Origin of the sequence: Stenotrophomonas sp. JAI102 (genome assembly GCF_013409105.1) — a bacterium.
In the GTDB taxonomy this organism is placed as follows: domain Bacteria; phylum Pseudomonadota; class Gammaproteobacteria; order Xanthomonadales; family Xanthomonadaceae; genus Stenotrophomonas; species Stenotrophomonas maltophilia_AA.
In genome coordinates this window covers 1632450-1647650 of record NZ_JACCCI010000001.1, presented here as the reverse complement: position 1 = coordinate 1647650, position 15201 = coordinate 1632450, and the positions used below count along the sequence as shown (strand labels likewise).

Genomic DNA, 15201 nt, shown 5'->3' with positions numbered 1-15201 from the left:
CGGGCTAGACTGCGCAGGCACACGCTACCGCCTGCCACGATGATCAAGCCGTCCAAACCGGACAACGAAGCGCAGCGCCTGTTGGCGCTGCAGCGCTACCAGATCCTGGACACCCCGCGCGAGCGCTCCTTCGACGATCTGGTCACGATCGCCACCGCGCTGTGCGGCACCCGCATGGGCGCGGTGACCCTGGTCGACCAGGACCGCCAGTGGTTCAAGTCGCGGCAGCTGCTCGAGGCGGCTGAAACGCACCGGGATATTTCCTTCTGCGGCCACGCCATCCTGCAGCCGGACCAGGTGATGGTGGTCGAGGACGCCCTTGCCGATCCGCGCTTCTTCGACAATCCGGTGGTGGTCGACGATCCGCACGTCCGGTTCTATGCCGGCGCCCCCCTGCTGAGCAGCGAAGGGCTGCCGCTGGGCACGCTGTGCGTGTTCGATGCCCACCCGGGGCACCTCAGCGTCGGCCAGCGCGAGGCCTTGTCGGCGTTGTCGCGGCAGGTCTCGCTGGTGATGGAACTGCGCCGGTACGCCCATGAGATCCAGCAGCACATGACCGACCGCGCCTGGTACGAGCAGCGCCTGGCCGAATACAACGAACTGCTGGAACAGCAGAACGCGGACCTGGCCGAGCAGAGCCGGACCGATCCGCTCACCGGCCTGCCCAACCGCCGCGCGATGAGCACCGCGCTGGAAGCGGCCGTGGTCGATGCCGACGGCCAACCGCGTGCGACCGCGGTGGCGCTGCTCGACATCGATCACTTCAAGACCGTCAACGATCTCTACGGCCACGCCACCGGCGACCATGTACTGGCGGAACTGGCGCGGCTGCTGCGCGCGCATTTCGCCGGGCACGGCCTGGCCGCGCGCTACGGCGGCGAAGAGTTCGTGGTGCTGATGCCCGATACCCCGCTGGCCACGGCCGAACTGCAGTGCGACTTCCTGCGCATGGCGGTGGCCGATCTGCCGCTGGGCCTGCCGCTGACGATCAGCATCGGGGTGGCCGCGCACCGCCATGGCGACGCGATCGAGCAGACCCTGGCCCGCGCCGACGCAGCGCTGTACCGGGCCAAGGGCGACGGCCGCAACCGGGTCATCCGCGCCGACTGAGGCCGGCTTCGCCTCACTCGGCGATGTTGCGCGCCTCGGAGGTCGCCAGGATTTCCGGGTGCTGGACCTTCCTGCGGCGGTTGAGCAGCGGGTGCAGGAACACCGCCCCGACGATGATCGCCACGCCCGCATAGAACAGCGGCGTCAACTCGCGCTGCTCGCTGAGCAGCACCATCGCCAGCAGGATCGCGTAGACCGGTTCGAGGTTGGTCACCAACTGAGAGGTATAGGCGCTGATATGGCGCAGCGCCACCAGCGCGAGCGCGAACGGCAGCAGCGTGCACAGCCCGGCCAGGGCCAGCAGCAGCAGGCCGTCGTGCAGGTCCGGGATCACCCACAGCGGGCTGGCCAGGGCCGGCAGCAGGAACGGCAGCGCCGGCGCCAGCAGGGTCAGGGTGAGGGTGCCCGCACCGAGTTCCAGCGCGGTCACGGTCAGCGGGTCGGCGTGGCTGACCAGGCGCTTGTTGAACGAGCCGAAGATGGCCACCAGCAGTGCCGACAACGCGCCGATGAGCACGCCCAGGCGCATGCCGTCCGGCACGCCACCGACCACCAGTGCGACGCCGGGCAGTACCAGGAGGCCGAAGGCCAGCTCGCGGAACTGGAAGGGACGCTTGGCCACCCAGGGTTCGATCACCGCGGTGAACACCGGCGCCAGCGCGATGCAGGTGGCCGCCACCGAGGCATTGGCCAGCTTCACCGCACCATAGAAGGTCAGCCAGTGCAGGGCGACCAGGGCGCCCACGCCGCAGTAGCCGGCCACCAGGCGTGGCGACAGTTGGCGCAGGCCGCGCCACACGCGTGGCACCAGCGCCAGCATCGCCACCACCAGCAGCATGCGCCACCACACCAGCGGCAGGGCGGGCAGGGTGATCAGCTTGCCGAGGATGGCAGTGACGCCCCACAGCAGCACACAGAAATGGATTTGCAGCAGGGCTCTGCGGGTATCGGTCATCGGCATCGGCATATTGTGCGGCAAGCCGCGCCGCGAAGGATGCCTTCCACGCGCTCCTTTGCATGGTCGTGGCATCCTGCGGCGATGACCCGCCTTCGCACCGAACCTGTCCGTGCCGCCCCGACCCCCGCGCTGCGCGGCTGGGCCGGCCTGACCGCGGTCATTGCGGTGGCCTCCCTGCTGCTGCAGTACCACCTGCTGCTGCGCACGCCCGGCCTGGGTACGGCGGACGCGACGCTGCGTTACCTGGGCTACTTCACCATCCTCAGCAACATCGGGGTGGCGGCGGTCTGCCTGGCGCTGGTGCGTGGCCGTGGCGACGGCCTGGCCGGCCCCGTCCCGCGCGCGGCGGTGGCGTTGTTCATCGGCATCACCGGGTTGATCTACGTGATCATCCTGCGCCCGTTGTGGCACCCACAGGGCGCGCAATGGTGGGCAGACGCGGGACTGCATTATGCGGTGCCGGTGCTGTACCTGCTGGGCTGGCTGGGCGGGCCGCACGGTGGCCTGCACCGGCGCGGGCTGTTCGGCGCGCTGGCGTTTCCGATGGTCTATCTCGGCTGGGCGCTGCTGGTCGGCCGGGTCAGTGGCCAGTACCCGTACCCCTTCCTGGACCTGGGCACGCTGGGCCCCGTGCTGGTCCTGCGCAACGTGCTGGCCGTGGCGGTGGTGTTCGTCGTCTGCGGCGGTCTGCTGTGGTGGCTGGATGGCGCGCTGGCGCAACGCCGCCGGCGCGGATAAGGGCGTCAGCCGCCGCCGAGCTGCTCCAGCTGGTCGCGCAGCGCCATCGCCGCGCCGGGATTGCGCTGCTTGGCCGCCCCGATGAAGAGCACATAGACCTCGCGCGGCGGCGAGGCAGGCACCTCCGCCCCGAGATGGGGCAGGTCCGGATTGTCCTCGCCCCGGGCCCAGCGCATCGCACGCAGGCACCACTGCTCCATCGCACGCGCCGGGTAGCCGGCACGCAGGTTGGCGCGCGAGCCCATCAACCGCGCATAGATGACGTCCGCCGTGGGGTCGGCGAAACTGGGATGCTCGTCCGAGCCACTGAACACCAGCGCGGCGCCATGCGCACGGGCGGCGGTCAGCAGTCCAGGCGTCCATGCCGCGGGATTGCGCACCTCCAGTACGTGCTGCAGGCGGTGACCGTCGACCTTACGCGGCAGCATCTCCAGAAACTGATCGAACTCGGCCGCACCGGCCGGATGGCTGTCGCCGAACTGCCAGATCAACGGGCCCAGCCGGTCTTCCAGCGCCGCGATGCCATCAATGAAATGCTCGGCACGTTCGCCGACCGTGGTGAGGTCATGGGTCTGGGTGATCGTGCGCGGCGCCTTGGCCGAGAAGCGGAAGCCTTCGGGCGTCTGTTCGCGCCACTGGGCATAGATGGCCGGCTTCTGCGCGCGGTAGAACGTGCTGTTGATCTCGATGCAGCCCAGCTGTTGGCTGGCGTAAGCCAGTTCCTCGCGCTGCGGCAGCCCGGCGGGATAGAACGCACCGCCGCGCCACGCCGGGAACACCCAGCCACCGATACCCGTGCGGATGGAACCGGCCGCTGTGCTCATGCGACGCCCGCGGGGTCGGCCCACGGATCGCGACAGCCGAACCACCACAGGCAGCCTTCCATATGCAGCCAGACAATCGCAGCGTGCCCATCGCGGTAGCGCAGGCAGGGAATGAGGGTGGCGGTGGTCGCGGCGGGCGCGGTCATGACGGGCCTCCTTCTGGCACAGGCGAGCCTGATCCGGGCCGCGTTACCATCGTGCGAAACCGGGGCATCGGCACCCTCGACGCCCCCGCCACACGCAACCGGAGACACTGCTTGAACACATCCTGGATCGGAGGCGCCGTGCTGCTTGCATGCGCACCCTTGGCATCGGCTGCGGTGCCGGCCGAACTGCAGCGGCTGGACGCCACCATCGAACGCGCTCGCACCGCGTTCGACATTCCCGGCATCGCCGTGGCGGTGGTCAAGGATGGCAAGGTGGTGATGGAGCGCGGCTACGGCGTGCGCGAACTGGGCAAGCCGGATCCGGTCCAGGCCGATACGCTGTTCGCGATCGCCTCCAACACCAAGGCGTTCACCGCCACCTCGCTGAACCTGCTGGCTGAGCAGGGCAAGCTGAAGATGGATGATCGCGTGATCGATCATCTGCCCGGCTTCCGCATGTCCGATCCCTACGTCACCGGCGAGATGCGCATCCGCGATCTGCTTTCGCACCGCAGTGGCCTGAGCCTGGGGGCGGGCGACCTGCTGTTCTGGCCGACCACCTCCTACAGCAACAAAGAGGTGGTGCAGCGTCTGGGCAAGGTGCCGCTGAAAGCCGGTTTCCGCGATCGCTATGCTTACGACAACATTCTCTACGCGGTCGCCCAGCAGGTGATCGAGCAGGTGTCCGGGCAGACCTATGCGGACTTCCTGCAGCAGCACATCTTCACGCCGGTCGGAATGCGCGGCACCCGCTACAACGCCGACCATCTGCAGCCCGGCGACAACGCCGCGGTCGGGCACGCCAAGTACGATTTCAGCCAGCTGCGCACCGTCGCGCCGCTGACCTGGTCCAACAATGCCGGCGCCGGCGGCATCTATTCCAGCGTCCACGACATGGCGCGCTGGATGAACGTGCAGCTGGCCCAGGGCACGCTGGAGAACGGGCAGCCGCTGTTCACCGCCAAGACCCAGCAGGCGATGTGGCAGATGATCACGCCGCAGGTCGTGCCCGAGCCGAGCGTGCCGCAGCTGGCCGCGGCGCGGCCGAATTTCGCCGGCTATGGCGAAGGCTGGAGCCTCAGCGACTACCGCGGCCAGAAACTGGTCTGGCATACCGGCGGCTGGCCGGGGATGGTGTCGCGCGTGACCCTGGTGCCGGAGCACAAGCTGGGCATCGTAGTGCTCACCAACCAGGAAGTCGGCGCAGCCTTCAACGCGATCACGATGGAAGCGCTGGACGCTTACCTGCAGGCCCCGGCCACCGACTGGGTCGCCGCCTATGCCGCTGCCGTCGCCAAGTCACAGGAGAAAGCAGACGAAGGCTGGGCAAAGCATCAGGCCGCGCGCGATGCCAAATCCAGGCCGTCGCTGCCGCTGGCACGCTATGCCGGTGGTTACCGCGACGCGTGGTACGGCGATGTGTTCGTCGAACAGCAGGGTGGCAAGCTGCGCCTGCGCTTCGGCAAGACCGCGCAGTTGATCGGCACGCTGGAGCATTGGCAGCACGATACCTTCCTGGTGCGCTGGGATGATCGCTCGCTCAATGCCGATGCCTTCGTGAATTTCAGCCTCGATCCGGACGGCAAGGTCCGCGAGGTGCGCATGCAGGCGGTGTCCTCGCTCACCGATTTCAGTTTCGATTTCCAGGACCTGCTGCTGATGCCGATCGCCGTCGAGGCCAACGGCTGAACCCCGTCGCCAGCGTGTGAGGGGGGTGAGAGTAAAAGGGCAGGCCGCGGTGGGATAATCGCGGCCTGTTTTGTTTTCGGTGCACTGCGATGTTCCGCTGGTTCGAGTCGATTATTCCGGTGTTCCCGCCGATCGATGCGCGCATGCCACCCCGCAAGGTGGTGCCGTTCTATATCCATTACCTGCGCCCGGTCTGGCCGGTGCTGCTGGCCACCTTGATCGCCGGCCTGCTGCTGGCACTGGTCGAAGTGGCGATGTTCGATTTCCTTGGCCGCATCGTGGACATGGTCGCCGAGCAGCCCGGCAGTGGTTTCTTTGCACGGCATGCCAACACGCTGATGTGGATGGCCGGCATCACCCTGATCGCACGGCCACTGCTGGTATCGCTGCACAGTCTGCTGGTCAACCAGGCGATCGTGCCGGGGCTGAGCAACCGCTCGCGCTGGCTGATGCACAACTACGTGGTGCGGCAGAGCCTGAGCTTCTTCCAGAACGACTTCGCCGGCAGCATGGCCAACCGGGTGATGCAGACCGGCACCTCGCTGCGTGAATCGGCGGTGCAGATGGTCGATTCGGTCTGGTACATCCTGGTCTACACCGGCACTGCGCTGTACCTGTTCGCACAGGCCGACTGGCGGCTGATGATTCCGCTGGCCCTGTGGATGGGCAGCTACGTGGTGATCATGTGGTACTTCGTACCGCGCGCCAAGGAGCGGGCGTGGCTTGCCTCGGAGGCGCGTTCCAAGGCGATGGGCCGCATCGTGGATGGCTACACCAACGTGCCCACGCTGAAGCTGTTCGCCCATGGCGGGCGCGAGCAGGCCTACGTGGCCGAAGCGATCGGGGAACTGGCAACCAAGCACCGCGGCCAGACCCGGGTCACCACCGGGCTGGAAGTGACCATCGCCGTCGTCAACGGTTTCCTGATCGTGGGCACCTGCGCGCTGGCGCTGTGGTTGTGGAACGGTGGGCACATCACGGTGGGCGCGATCACCCTGGCCACCGGCCTGGTGATCCGCATCCACAACATGTCCGGCTGGATCATGTGGACCATCAACGGCATCTTCGAGGATATCGGTACGGTGCAGGACGGCATCACCACCATCTCGCAGCCGCTGACCGTGCAGGACCGTGCCGATGCCGTGCCCTTGCAGGTCAGCCAGGGCGCCGTGCATTTCGATCACATCCATTTCCATTACGGCAAGAGCGGCGGGGTGATCGCCGGGCTCGATCTGAACGTGAAAGCGGGCGAGAAGATCGGCCTGGTCGGTCCCTCGGGGGCCGGCAAGTCGACCCTGGTCAACGTGCTGCTGCGCCTCTATGACCTGGAAAGCGGGCAGATCCGCATCGACGGCCAGGACATCGCAGGGGTTACCCAGGAGAGCCTGCGCCGGCAGATCGGCGTGGTCACCCAGGACACCTCGCTGCTGCACCGTTCGATCCGCGACAACCTGCTCTACGGGCGCCCCGATGCGACCGAGGAACAGCTGCATGCGGCGGTGGCCAAGGCGCGTGCCTCGGCCTTCATCGACACGCTGGTGGACGGGGAAGGGCGTCGTGGCTACGACGCGCACGTCGGCGAGCGCGGGGTGAAGCTCTCCGGTGGCCAGCGCCAGCGCATCGCGATCGCGCGGGTGCTGCTCAAGGATGCGCCGATCCTGGTCCTGGACGAAGCCACCTCGGCGCTGGATTCGGAAGTGGAGGCGGCGATCCAGGACAACCTGGACGAGCTGATGACCGGCAAGACGGTGATCGCGATCGCGCACCGGCTGTCCACCATCGCGCGGATGGACCGGCTGGTGGTGATGGACCAGGGCCGCATCGCGGAGACCGGCACGCACGCCGAGCTGATCGCGGCGGGCGGGTTGTATGCACGCCTGTGGGCGCGGCAGACCGGTGGATTCGTGGCCGCCGACGCGTAGGGCCACGCTCTGCGTGGAGGCATCTGGTTCCGTGACAAGAAAAACGGCCCGGGATTCCCGGGCCGTCTGCAGGCTCATCCACGCATGGCGTGGATTTATCGATAGGCTCATCCACGCATGGCGTGGATCTACTCGATCGGCTGGTCCAGCATCAGCTGGCGCGCGAAGCGCACCGGCGGAGCGCCGTAGGACAGCATCTGGTCGTGGTAGGCCTTCAGGTTGAACTTCGCCCCCTGCTTGTCCTGCACGGCCTTGCGCGTGTCGAAGTGTTCCTGCGCGCCGACGAAGTAGGTCGGCAGCTGCGCGGAGGTCAGCTGCGCACGCACCCACTTGCCCGAGGCTTCGCTTTCCTGCTGGAAGGCGTCGTGGGTCATCAGGTGCATCGCCTGCTCACGCGTCCAGTTGTCCACGTGCACGCCCTGGTCCAGGATCGCGTTGGAGATGGTGCGCAGGTAGAACTTCAGCTGCACCAGGTGGAACAGCGGATCGTTGTCCAGGTAACCCTGCTCCTGCATCATCCGCTCGGTGTAGACCGCCCAGCCTTCCGCGAACAGGCCCGAACGCAGCACTGCGCGCAGCGTCGACGGGAACTTGCCCGAGTGCCAGCCTTCCAGGTAATGGCCCGGCGTGCCTTCGTGGATGCTCAGCAGGTGGATCATGCGGCTGTTGTATTCGCGCAGGAACGAATCGACCTGCTTGTCGGTCCAGTCGTCCGGAATCGGCGAGACCGCGTAGAAGGTCTTCAGGTTCTTGTCGAGCGGGCCCGGCGAATCGCAGTAGGCCACGGCCACGCCACGCTGGAATTCCGGCATCAGGATGATGTCGACCGGAGAATCCGGCAGCGTCATCAGGTCGTGCTTGCGCACGAATTCGGTGGACTGCTCCAGCGCGGCCTTGGCGTCTTCAACGACCTTGTCGCGTGCCGGCTTGTCGGCATACGCCAGCTCAAGCGCGGCTTCGATCGCGGCCTGCTGCTGCGCGTCGCTCGGGTTGGCCGGCAGCGCCGGGGCACCGGGCTTGTCCTTGAGCACGGTCTGCGCGATGCCGTACATGTCCTGGCGCACGCGCTTGAGTTCGGCACGCGCGCGCTCGCCGATCTCGGCGCGCGAGAGCGAGGAGTTCAGGGCGAACTTCAGCTTCTGGTCGTACAGGTCGGCGCCGATGCGGAAGTCACCCTTGGCGTTCGGCACCAGGGTCTTGTCCAGCCAGGTCTGCTGTTCGTCGACGGCCTTCTTCAGACCCTCGATCGCGGCCTGCAGACGCTTCTGGTCTTCGGCCGGCAGTTCACCGATGTGCGGGGTGATGAAGGTATCGACGATGCTGAGGATGCCGCGGTTCTGCTTGGCCACGGTTTCGGCATGGATCTTCGGCACGCGGGCCGGGTCCAGGTTCTCGCGGGCCTGGGCGAAGATCTGCGGCAGCTTCTCCATGCGCGCGGTCGCCGACTTCAGGCGGTCGGGCAGCGGCGCGAACTCACGCGCCATCAGGCCGTACAGCGCGCTGCCGGCCATGCCGTTGTACATCTGCGGATCCCACTTGGGCGACTGCAGCACTTCCGCGGTCCAGACTTCGGACTGCAGCTGGTTGCGCAGGATCGCCGCATCCACTTGGTTTTCGCGCGAGAGCTTGCTGACATCGATCTTGTCCAGATCGCCCAGCAGCGCCTTGTACGCGGTCAGCACCTTCTGCTGGCCGGCGGCGCTGAGATCGTCGATCTCGCTGTCGTAGCGGTGGTCGCCGATCTGCGTGGCGCTGATCGGGGACAGCTGCATCCAGGTGTCCAGGGCGCGCTTGGACAGGTCGGCGAAGGCCGCATCGACCGCGGCATCGCCGGCCGGGGTGGCCGCTTCGGTGCCGGTGGCGGGCGTCGGGGAGTCGGCCTGCTGGCAGCCACCAAGGGCGGCGATCAGGGCGAGGGCAAGCAGATGCTGGCGCATCGGTGTTCCTGTACTGGGGACAATCCCCGAGCATAGGGCCGATGGCCCCCTTTGTCCCCGTGCCATTGGATTACCATGCGCTGTGAAATTCACCGCCGTTGATGGAGCTGCACTGTGACTGGATGGACAGGAGGGGCCCGCGCCGGGCTGGCAGGGATGCTGCTGTTGGGCCTGGTGGCCTGTGGCCGCAGCGGGCCGGACTACGCCGCCGATGCGGCTGCCGGGGCCGTCGCGTCGCCGGAAGGCGCGTTCCTGGCCTACGAACACGACATCCGGATCCAGCTCGATGCCCAGCGCATCAGCGCACGGGTCAAGGCCGTGTCCGAGGCCTGCCAGAGCAACCGGTTCGGGGACTGCGCCGTGCTGCAGGTGGGCGAGGAAGGCGGTGAGAGCCGCTCCGGTTCGATCCGCGTGCGCATCGCCCCCAAGGGCGTGGAGCCGATCATCGCGCTGGCCGGTGAAGGCGGCGATGTCGCCTCGCGCAACACGCATGCCGAAGATCTGGCCCAGCAGGTGGCCGATACCGCGCTGACCCAAACACGGTTGCAGAAGGAACACGCGCAGCTGCAGGCGTATCAGCAGCGCAGCGACATGAAGGTTGCCGACCTGCTGGCGGTCTCGCAGCGCATGGCGGAGATCGAGGCCGGGCTGGAGCAGGCCAACAAGGACGCGGCGCAGCAACGCCGGCGGATCGACACCCAGCTGGTGACGATGAACTTCGAAGGTCCGGCCGGGCAGCGCAGCCGCAGTGAGATCGGCAAGGCGTTCAGCGAGTTTGGTGCGATCTTCACCACCAGCATCGCCTTCGTGATCCGCGCGGTCGCCGCGCTGCTGCCGGTCGGCGTGGTGGTGTGGGCGGTCGGTGCGGTGGTCGTGGCGCTGTGGCGTCGGCGCAAGCGTCGCAAGGCCGCCGCGGCCGCGCGCTGATCAAACCGGTCGTGCCGCGCCTCAACGCGCGGCACGACGGTTCAATCAACCTTCGTCCTGCTCGTACTCGACGAACACATCCAGTTCCAGCGCCAGCTCCTGCACGGCATCGCGCACGCGCTGGGCACCGAGTGCATTGCCGACTTCCACTTCCAGTTCGTGGGTGCCCGGGCCGATGTCGTCGGAGAGGCCGGCCGAGCTGGAATCGTCGTCGTCCATGTGCGGCATCAGGTCGTCGGTTTCTTCGACGTGCTCGATTCCCTCGATGCTCTGCAGCAGGTCGGTGATGGCACGTGCATCGTCTTCGGTGCCGGTGATTCGCAGTCGCAACAGGGCCATGGGTCGAGCCTCGGGGGAAAGGGACTCCAGCCTAGCCAGCGGACGGAAAAGGCCGGGTGAGGACGCGCGACCGGGCGCGGCGTCCGGTTCAGTCGTGCGTGCCGTCGGCAGGGGGCAACCCCAGCAGTCCGTCGGGCAGCGCGGGCAGCGGAGTGCGTTCGTCCAGCGCCTCGCGCTTGAGCCAGTCCATGAACGCCTGCGCGGTCAGGCTGAGCGGGCGGTGCTCGGCGTGCACCACGTAGTAGGCGTAGCGTGCCTTGAGCGCAGGCCCGGGCAGGCGCACCAGTTCGTAGCGCTGCAGATAGGGCTGCGCGATGTGTTTGCGGGCAAGCACCGCGCCGATGCCATACACCGCCGCGCGCATCGCATCGGTGCTGTCGCTGAAGGTGTGCAGCGACGGCAGATCCAGCCCGCGCACGCCGGCAGCGCGGAACCAGTCGCGCCACCCCTGCGGTGACATGTCGCTGAGCAGCGGCAGGGCAGCGATCTGCGCCGGTTCGCGCAATGTCGAGACGCCCGCCAGGGACGGCGAGGCGACCGGGCACAGTTCGTCGTCCATCAGATGATGCGCGGTCATGCCGGGCCACTGGCCCAGCCCGTAGCGGATGCCCAGCTCCGGGCCGGTCTCGTCGAAGCGGACCAGCTCGGTGCTGGTCTGCAGCTCGATGCGCATGCGCGGATGCTGGTGGGTGAAACGCGGCAGGCGCGGGATCAGCCAGCAGTACGACAGCGAGCGGATGGTGGTGACCCGCAGCGGCACGATGTCGGCCTGGGGATGCAGGTTGCCGGCCACCGCATTGAGATCGCTCAATGCCGCCGCGGCCGCATCGGCCAACTGGCGGCCCTCCGCGGTCAGCCGCACGCCGCGCGCATGGCGCTGGAACAGAACCGTGCCGAGCAGATCCTCCAGCCGCCGCACGTGGTGGCTGACCGCACTGGCGGTGAGGTGCAGTTCCTGTGCGGCATGGGCGAAGTTCTGGTGGCGGGCGGCTACCGCGAACACCCCCAGGGCGGGCAGCAGGGCAGGGCGAAGGATCATGGTTGAGACCCAAATCATATTTGTGGCTTGCACGGATACTACGCGCTTGTGGGCGCGCAACGGCGGGCGGATGCTGTCGCCCTTCCTCCCTGGATACACGCGCATGTTGTCGTCCCTTACCGCTTGCCCCGCGTGTCTGCCCTGCTTGTGGGGGCGGTCATGAGCGGGGCGCCGCTGGCCGCCGGCACGGTCGAGCGCGATTGGCGCACGCCGCTGGAGCTGACCGTGCTCGGCGCGATCTGGGGCTGCTCGTTCCTGTTCATGCGCGTAGCCGTGCCGGCGTTCGGCCCCTATGCACTGGTGGAAGTGCGGCTGCTGCTCGGCGCGCTCGTGCTGCTGCCGTTCCTGTGGCAGGCGCGGGCGCAGTTTCCGGCCCGCCGCTGGTTGTGGCTGGCGCCGATCGGCCTGATCAACTCGGCCATCCCGTTCGTGCTGTTCGCCTGGGCCGCGCAGCGCGCCCCGGCGGCGATCGGGGCGATCTGCAATGCGATGACGGTGCTGTTCGCCGCACTGATGGCCTTCCTGTTCTTCGGCGAGAAGATCGGCATGCGCCGCGCGATCGCCCTGCTGGTCGGTTTCGCGGGGGTGGTGGTGCTGGCGACGGCCAAGGTCTCCGGCCTGAGCATCGGCGCGGCGGTGCTGGCCGGTGCACTGGCGGCGCTGCTGTACGGCCTGGGCGTCAATCTGGTGAAGCGCCACATGACCGGCCTGCCGCCGGCGGCCTCGGCCGGCGCCACGCTGGGTTGCGCGGCGATCCTGCTGCTGCCGATGGCGCTGACCCACTGGCCGACGGGCCCGATCCCGATGCTGTCCTGGGCCTGCGCGATCGCCCTGGGCGTGGTCTGCACCGGCCTGGCGTTCCTGATGTTCTATCGCCTGATCGCGCGCATCGGCCCGGCGCGCGCCTCGACCGTGACCTACCTGGTGCCGATGTTCGGCGCGCTGTTCGCCTGGTGGTTCCTGGGCGAACCGGTGACCGGCGCGATGGTGGTGGCGGGGGTGCTGATCCTTGGCAGCGTGGCGGCATCGCAGCGATAGGCCGGGGGGGGCCGCGTGCAGCCACCCATGGGGTGGCTCTACAAGGGCATCAGGATGCTGACGCGTCGGTTATCTCATCCTCAGCGCACCGGCACCGGGATGTTGCACAGGTCGATGTGGCCCGCCGGGCGCTTGTAGAAATCATCGACGCGGTTGCGGCGTGCTTCGGTCGCATCGGCGAAGGTCTTCGAGTCGGTGCGCAGCACCTGCAGCTTGGGGCGCTGCGCAGCCGGGACGTCGCTCGCACGCTGGATCGACTGGATCGCGGTGCGCTGCGCCGGATCGGTGTAGAAGCCCATCGGCGCCGGGCCGCGCGACAGGGCGCTGAGCAGTTCCATGCCCTGCAGCACGCGGCCGACCACGGTGATGTTGCGGTCCAGCTGACGCGGTGACTGTCCGGTCACCACGTACAGCTCGGCGCCGACGCTGCTGTCTTCCTCGTTGTTGCGGCCGGCACCCAGCGCGCCATAGCAATGCGCCAGCCAGGTCTTGCCGTCCTTGCGGTCCTGGCCCACCGGGAAGCCGTCGACGAAACCGGTCTGGTCGGCCCAGCCATCACGGTCGGGCAGGAGGCTGACCTTGAGCCCCTTGCTGTCGCGCTGGAACTCGGCCGGGAGCTTGCGCGTGGCGCTGCCGAGCGGCTTTGCCTTGGCGGCATCATCGGCGTCGGCATCGCCGAACTGCACCACGAAATTGTCCTGCGCGCGGTAGATGCTCTCGCCATCCCAGAAATGCTCGTGGGCGAGGGTCTGGATGTTGGCCACGTGCCGCGGCGCGAACGCCGGGGCCAGCTCGATGATGACGCGGCCGGCCGGCAGGTTCATGTACAGCAGGTTGGCCGGGTCGGGCGTGCGCCAGTCGCTGTCCGGCGAGGCGTCCAGGATCTGCTGCGGGCTGCGGTAAGGCGTGGCCGCGCTGGCCAGGGTGGGGAGCAGGCAGGCCAGGGCGAGGGCGAGCAGGGCAGGACGACGTGGCGACATGGCGGACCCGTTCAGGAAGGTAGTGCCCCGATTGTGCGCGAGCACGCCAGCCACGGCCAGCCGGCCATGCCCACCGGCACGGTGACTAACGACACATCCGCTATAGCGAACTTCGGACTAGTGTGGACTCCACGCTAGCGGAGACCGCCATGAGCGACCACGACGTCCACCTGAAGAAGTTCCAGAAAGAGCTCAGCTCCGGCACGGTCTCACTGGCCCTGCTGGCGGTCCTGGCCAAGGCCGGCGAGCCGCTGTACGGGTACCTGATCGCCAAGGAGCTGGAGCGGATCGGCGAGGGCGTGCTGAGCGGCAAGCAGAGCGCGCTGTACCCGGTGTTGCGCAACCTGGAGGGGGCCGGGTTGCTGGAAAGCCATGTTGAACCGTCGGTGGCCGGTCCGCCGCGCCGCTACTACCGCATCAATGACACGGGCCACGAAGTGCTCAGGCAATGGACCGCCGCGTGGCGTGCCACCCGTGATTCCGTCGATTCCGTCCTGGAAGGGGTAACCGAATGAACATCGAGTCCGTGGCCGGTCGGGCCTTGCCGACCACCATTCCCGCGTATCTGGCCCAGCTGCGCGCGGCGCTGCACGACGCCGATCCGGCGATGGTGCAGGACGCCCTGTACGACGCCGAGGAATACCTGCGTTCGGAGCTGGCCGCCCAGCCGGGCCGCAGCGAGGCCGAGGTGATCGCCGATGTCGCCGGCAGCTACGGCGCGCCGGAAGAAGTCGCCGACATCTACCGCGAAACCGAGATCACCGTGAACCGCGCGCTGCGCACGCCCAGTGCCGGTACGGCGCCGTTGCGACGCGCCGCGCCGGTCGGTAACGGCGCGGACGCGGCGCCGCCGCCGCCGGCCCCGCCCAGGCCGCGCTCGGCGCTGGCCCGTTTCTTCGGTGTCGCGCTGGAGGCCCGCACCTACGGCGCGCTGTTCTACATGCTGCTGTCGCTCGCTACCGGCACGTTCTTCTTCACCTGGGTGGTCACCGGCCTGTCGCTGTCGCTGGGCCTGATGGTGCTGATCATCGGCATCCCGGTGGCGGTGCTGTTCTTCGGCTCGGTGCGCGGCCTGTCACTGCTGGAAGGACGGCTGGTGGAAGCCCTGCTGGGCGAGCGCATGCCGCGCCGGCCGACGTACTCCGACCGCAGCCGCAGCTGGCTGCAGCGCATCGGCGACATGTTCACTGACGGGCGGACCTGGCTGACCCTGCTGTACTTCGTGCTGATGCTGCCGCTGGGCATCGTCTACTTCACGATCGCCACCACGCTGTTGTCGACCTCGATGGGCTTCATCTGGGCACCGGTGGCGGCGCTGTTCTCCAGCAGCTACGTGGGACTGCACTTCGACGGCAGCCAGATGCTGCCGGTCTGGGTCACACCGCTGCTGGCGGTGGTCGGCGTGCTGCTGCTGTTCGCGACGCTGCACCTGGCCCGCGGCATCGGCCGCCTGCACGGCATGATGGCCAAGCAGCTGCTGGTGCGGCTGTAAACGGGACACGAGGAGGGCGAGGGTGACGACCAACGGTCGTCACCTACCGGCGCTGCAGAACC

15 protein-coding genes are annotated in these 15201 nt (G+C 68.0%); 8 read left to right on the top strand and 7 right to left on the bottom strand.

Annotated features, from left to right (window positions below):
- Positions 1-39: 39 nt before the first annotated feature.
- On the top strand, positions 40-1110 hold the full coding sequence (locus tag HDC96_RS07685; RefSeq protein ID WP_179459403.1) for a sensor domain-containing diguanylate cyclase: 1071 nt from the start codon (positions 40-42) through the stop codon (positions 1108-1110).
- 13 nt (positions 1111-1123) lie between these two features.
- Here HDC96_RS07685 and HDC96_RS07680 read toward each other — a convergent pair whose 3' ends face one another.
- On the bottom strand, positions 1124-2071 hold the full coding sequence (locus tag HDC96_RS07680; RefSeq protein WP_179459402.1) for a DMT family transporter: 948 nt from the start codon (positions 2069-2071) through the stop codon (positions 1124-1126).
- Between the two features lie 78 nt (positions 2072-2149).
- On the opposite strand from HDC96_RS07680, the gene HDC96_RS07675 reads away from it, so the two are divergent.
- Positions 2150-2806, top strand: coding sequence for a Pr6Pr family membrane protein (locus HDC96_RS07675; RefSeq protein WP_179459401.1), 657 nt, complete (start codon positions 2150-2152; stop codon positions 2804-2806).
- Between the two features lie 5 nt (positions 2807-2811).
- Here HDC96_RS07675 and HDC96_RS07670 read toward each other — a convergent pair whose 3' ends face one another.
- Complete coding sequence (locus tag HDC96_RS07670; RefSeq protein WP_179459400.1) at positions 2812-3630, bottom strand: DUF72 domain-containing protein; 819 nt, start codon at positions 3628-3630, stop codon at positions 2812-2814.
- A complete protein-coding gene (locus tag HDC96_RS18360; protein WP_257018609.1) occupies positions 3627-3776 on the bottom strand; it encodes a hypothetical protein in 150 nt (49 codons plus the stop codon). Before HDC96_RS18360 ends, HDC96_RS07670 begins: the two co-directional genes overlap by 4 nt.
- A gap of 111 nt (positions 3777-3887) precedes the next feature.
- Here HDC96_RS18360 and HDC96_RS07660 point away from each other — a divergent pair, with 111 nt between their 5' ends.
- Together HDC96_RS07660 and smrA are read left to right on the top strand one after the other, a co-directional pair.
- Positions 3888-5465, top strand: a complete 1578-nt coding sequence (locus HDC96_RS07660; protein ID WP_179459399.1) for a serine hydrolase — start codon at positions 3888-3890, stop codon at positions 5463-5465.
- 89 nt (positions 5466-5554) lie between these two features.
- Entirely contained in the window at positions 5555-7387 is a 1833-nt protein-coding gene (gene smrA, locus HDC96_RS07655; RefSeq protein ID WP_179459398.1) for a multidrug efflux ABC transporter SmrA, read from the top strand.
- Positions 7388-7515: 128 nt separating this feature from the next.
- Here the strand turns inward: smrA and HDC96_RS07650 are convergent, their stop codons facing one another.
- Positions 7516-9324: a DUF885 domain-containing protein gene (locus tag HDC96_RS07650; protein WP_179459397.1), complete on the bottom strand. Its 1809-nt coding sequence runs from the start codon at positions 9322-9324 to the stop codon at positions 7516-7518.
- Positions 9325-9480: 156 nt separating this feature from the next.
- Here HDC96_RS07650 and HDC96_RS07645 point away from each other — a divergent pair, with 156 nt between their 5' ends.
- Positions 9481-10251 (top strand): DUF4349 domain-containing protein, encoded by a 771-nt coding sequence (locus HDC96_RS07645; protein ID WP_179459396.1) that lies wholly within the window; start codon positions 9481-9483, stop codon positions 10249-10251.
- 45 nt (positions 10252-10296) lie between these two features.
- On the opposite strand, the gene HDC96_RS07640 is transcribed toward HDC96_RS07645, so the two are convergent.
- Together HDC96_RS07640 and HDC96_RS07635 are read right to left on the bottom strand one after the other, a co-directional pair.
- A complete protein-coding gene (locus HDC96_RS07640; RefSeq protein ID WP_019184421.1) occupies positions 10297-10590 on the bottom strand; it encodes a hypothetical protein in 294 nt (97 codons plus the stop codon).
- A gap of 88 nt (positions 10591-10678) precedes the next feature.
- Positions 10679-11629: a LysR substrate-binding domain-containing protein gene (locus tag HDC96_RS07635; RefSeq protein ID WP_179459395.1), complete on the bottom strand. Its 951-nt coding sequence runs from the start codon at positions 11627-11629 to the stop codon at positions 10679-10681.
- A gap of 159 nt (positions 11630-11788) precedes the next feature.
- Between HDC96_RS07635 and HDC96_RS07630 the strand changes: the two genes are divergently transcribed.
- The gene (locus tag HDC96_RS07630) at positions 11789-12667 is read left to right on the top strand and encodes a DMT family transporter (RefSeq protein ID WP_179459648.1); all 879 of its coding nucleotides are present in this window, start codon (positions 11789-11791) and stop codon (positions 12665-12667) included.
- A gap of 80 nt (positions 12668-12747) precedes the next feature.
- Here HDC96_RS07630 and HDC96_RS07625 read toward each other — a convergent pair whose 3' ends face one another.
- A complete protein-coding gene (locus HDC96_RS07625) occupies positions 12748-13647 on the bottom strand; it encodes a peptidylprolyl isomerase (protein WP_179459394.1) in 900 nt (299 codons plus the stop codon).
- Positions 13648-13796: 149 nt separating this feature from the next.
- Between HDC96_RS07625 and HDC96_RS07620 the strand changes: the two genes are divergently transcribed.
- Together HDC96_RS07620 and HDC96_RS07615 are read left to right on the top strand one after the other, a co-directional pair.
- Positions 13797-14162 carry a PadR family transcriptional regulator gene (locus tag HDC96_RS07620; RefSeq protein ID WP_176989977.1) on the top strand — a complete coding sequence of 122 codons (366 nt, stop codon included), beginning with the start codon at positions 13797-13799 and terminating at the stop codon, positions 14160-14162.
- Positions 14159-15139, top strand: a complete 981-nt coding sequence (locus HDC96_RS07615) for a sensor domain-containing protein (RefSeq protein WP_179459393.1) — start codon at positions 14159-14161, stop codon at positions 15137-15139. The genes HDC96_RS07620 and HDC96_RS07615 overlap by 4 nt, the downstream gene beginning before the upstream one ends.
- The last annotated feature ends 62 nt before the right edge of the window (positions 15140-15201 follow it).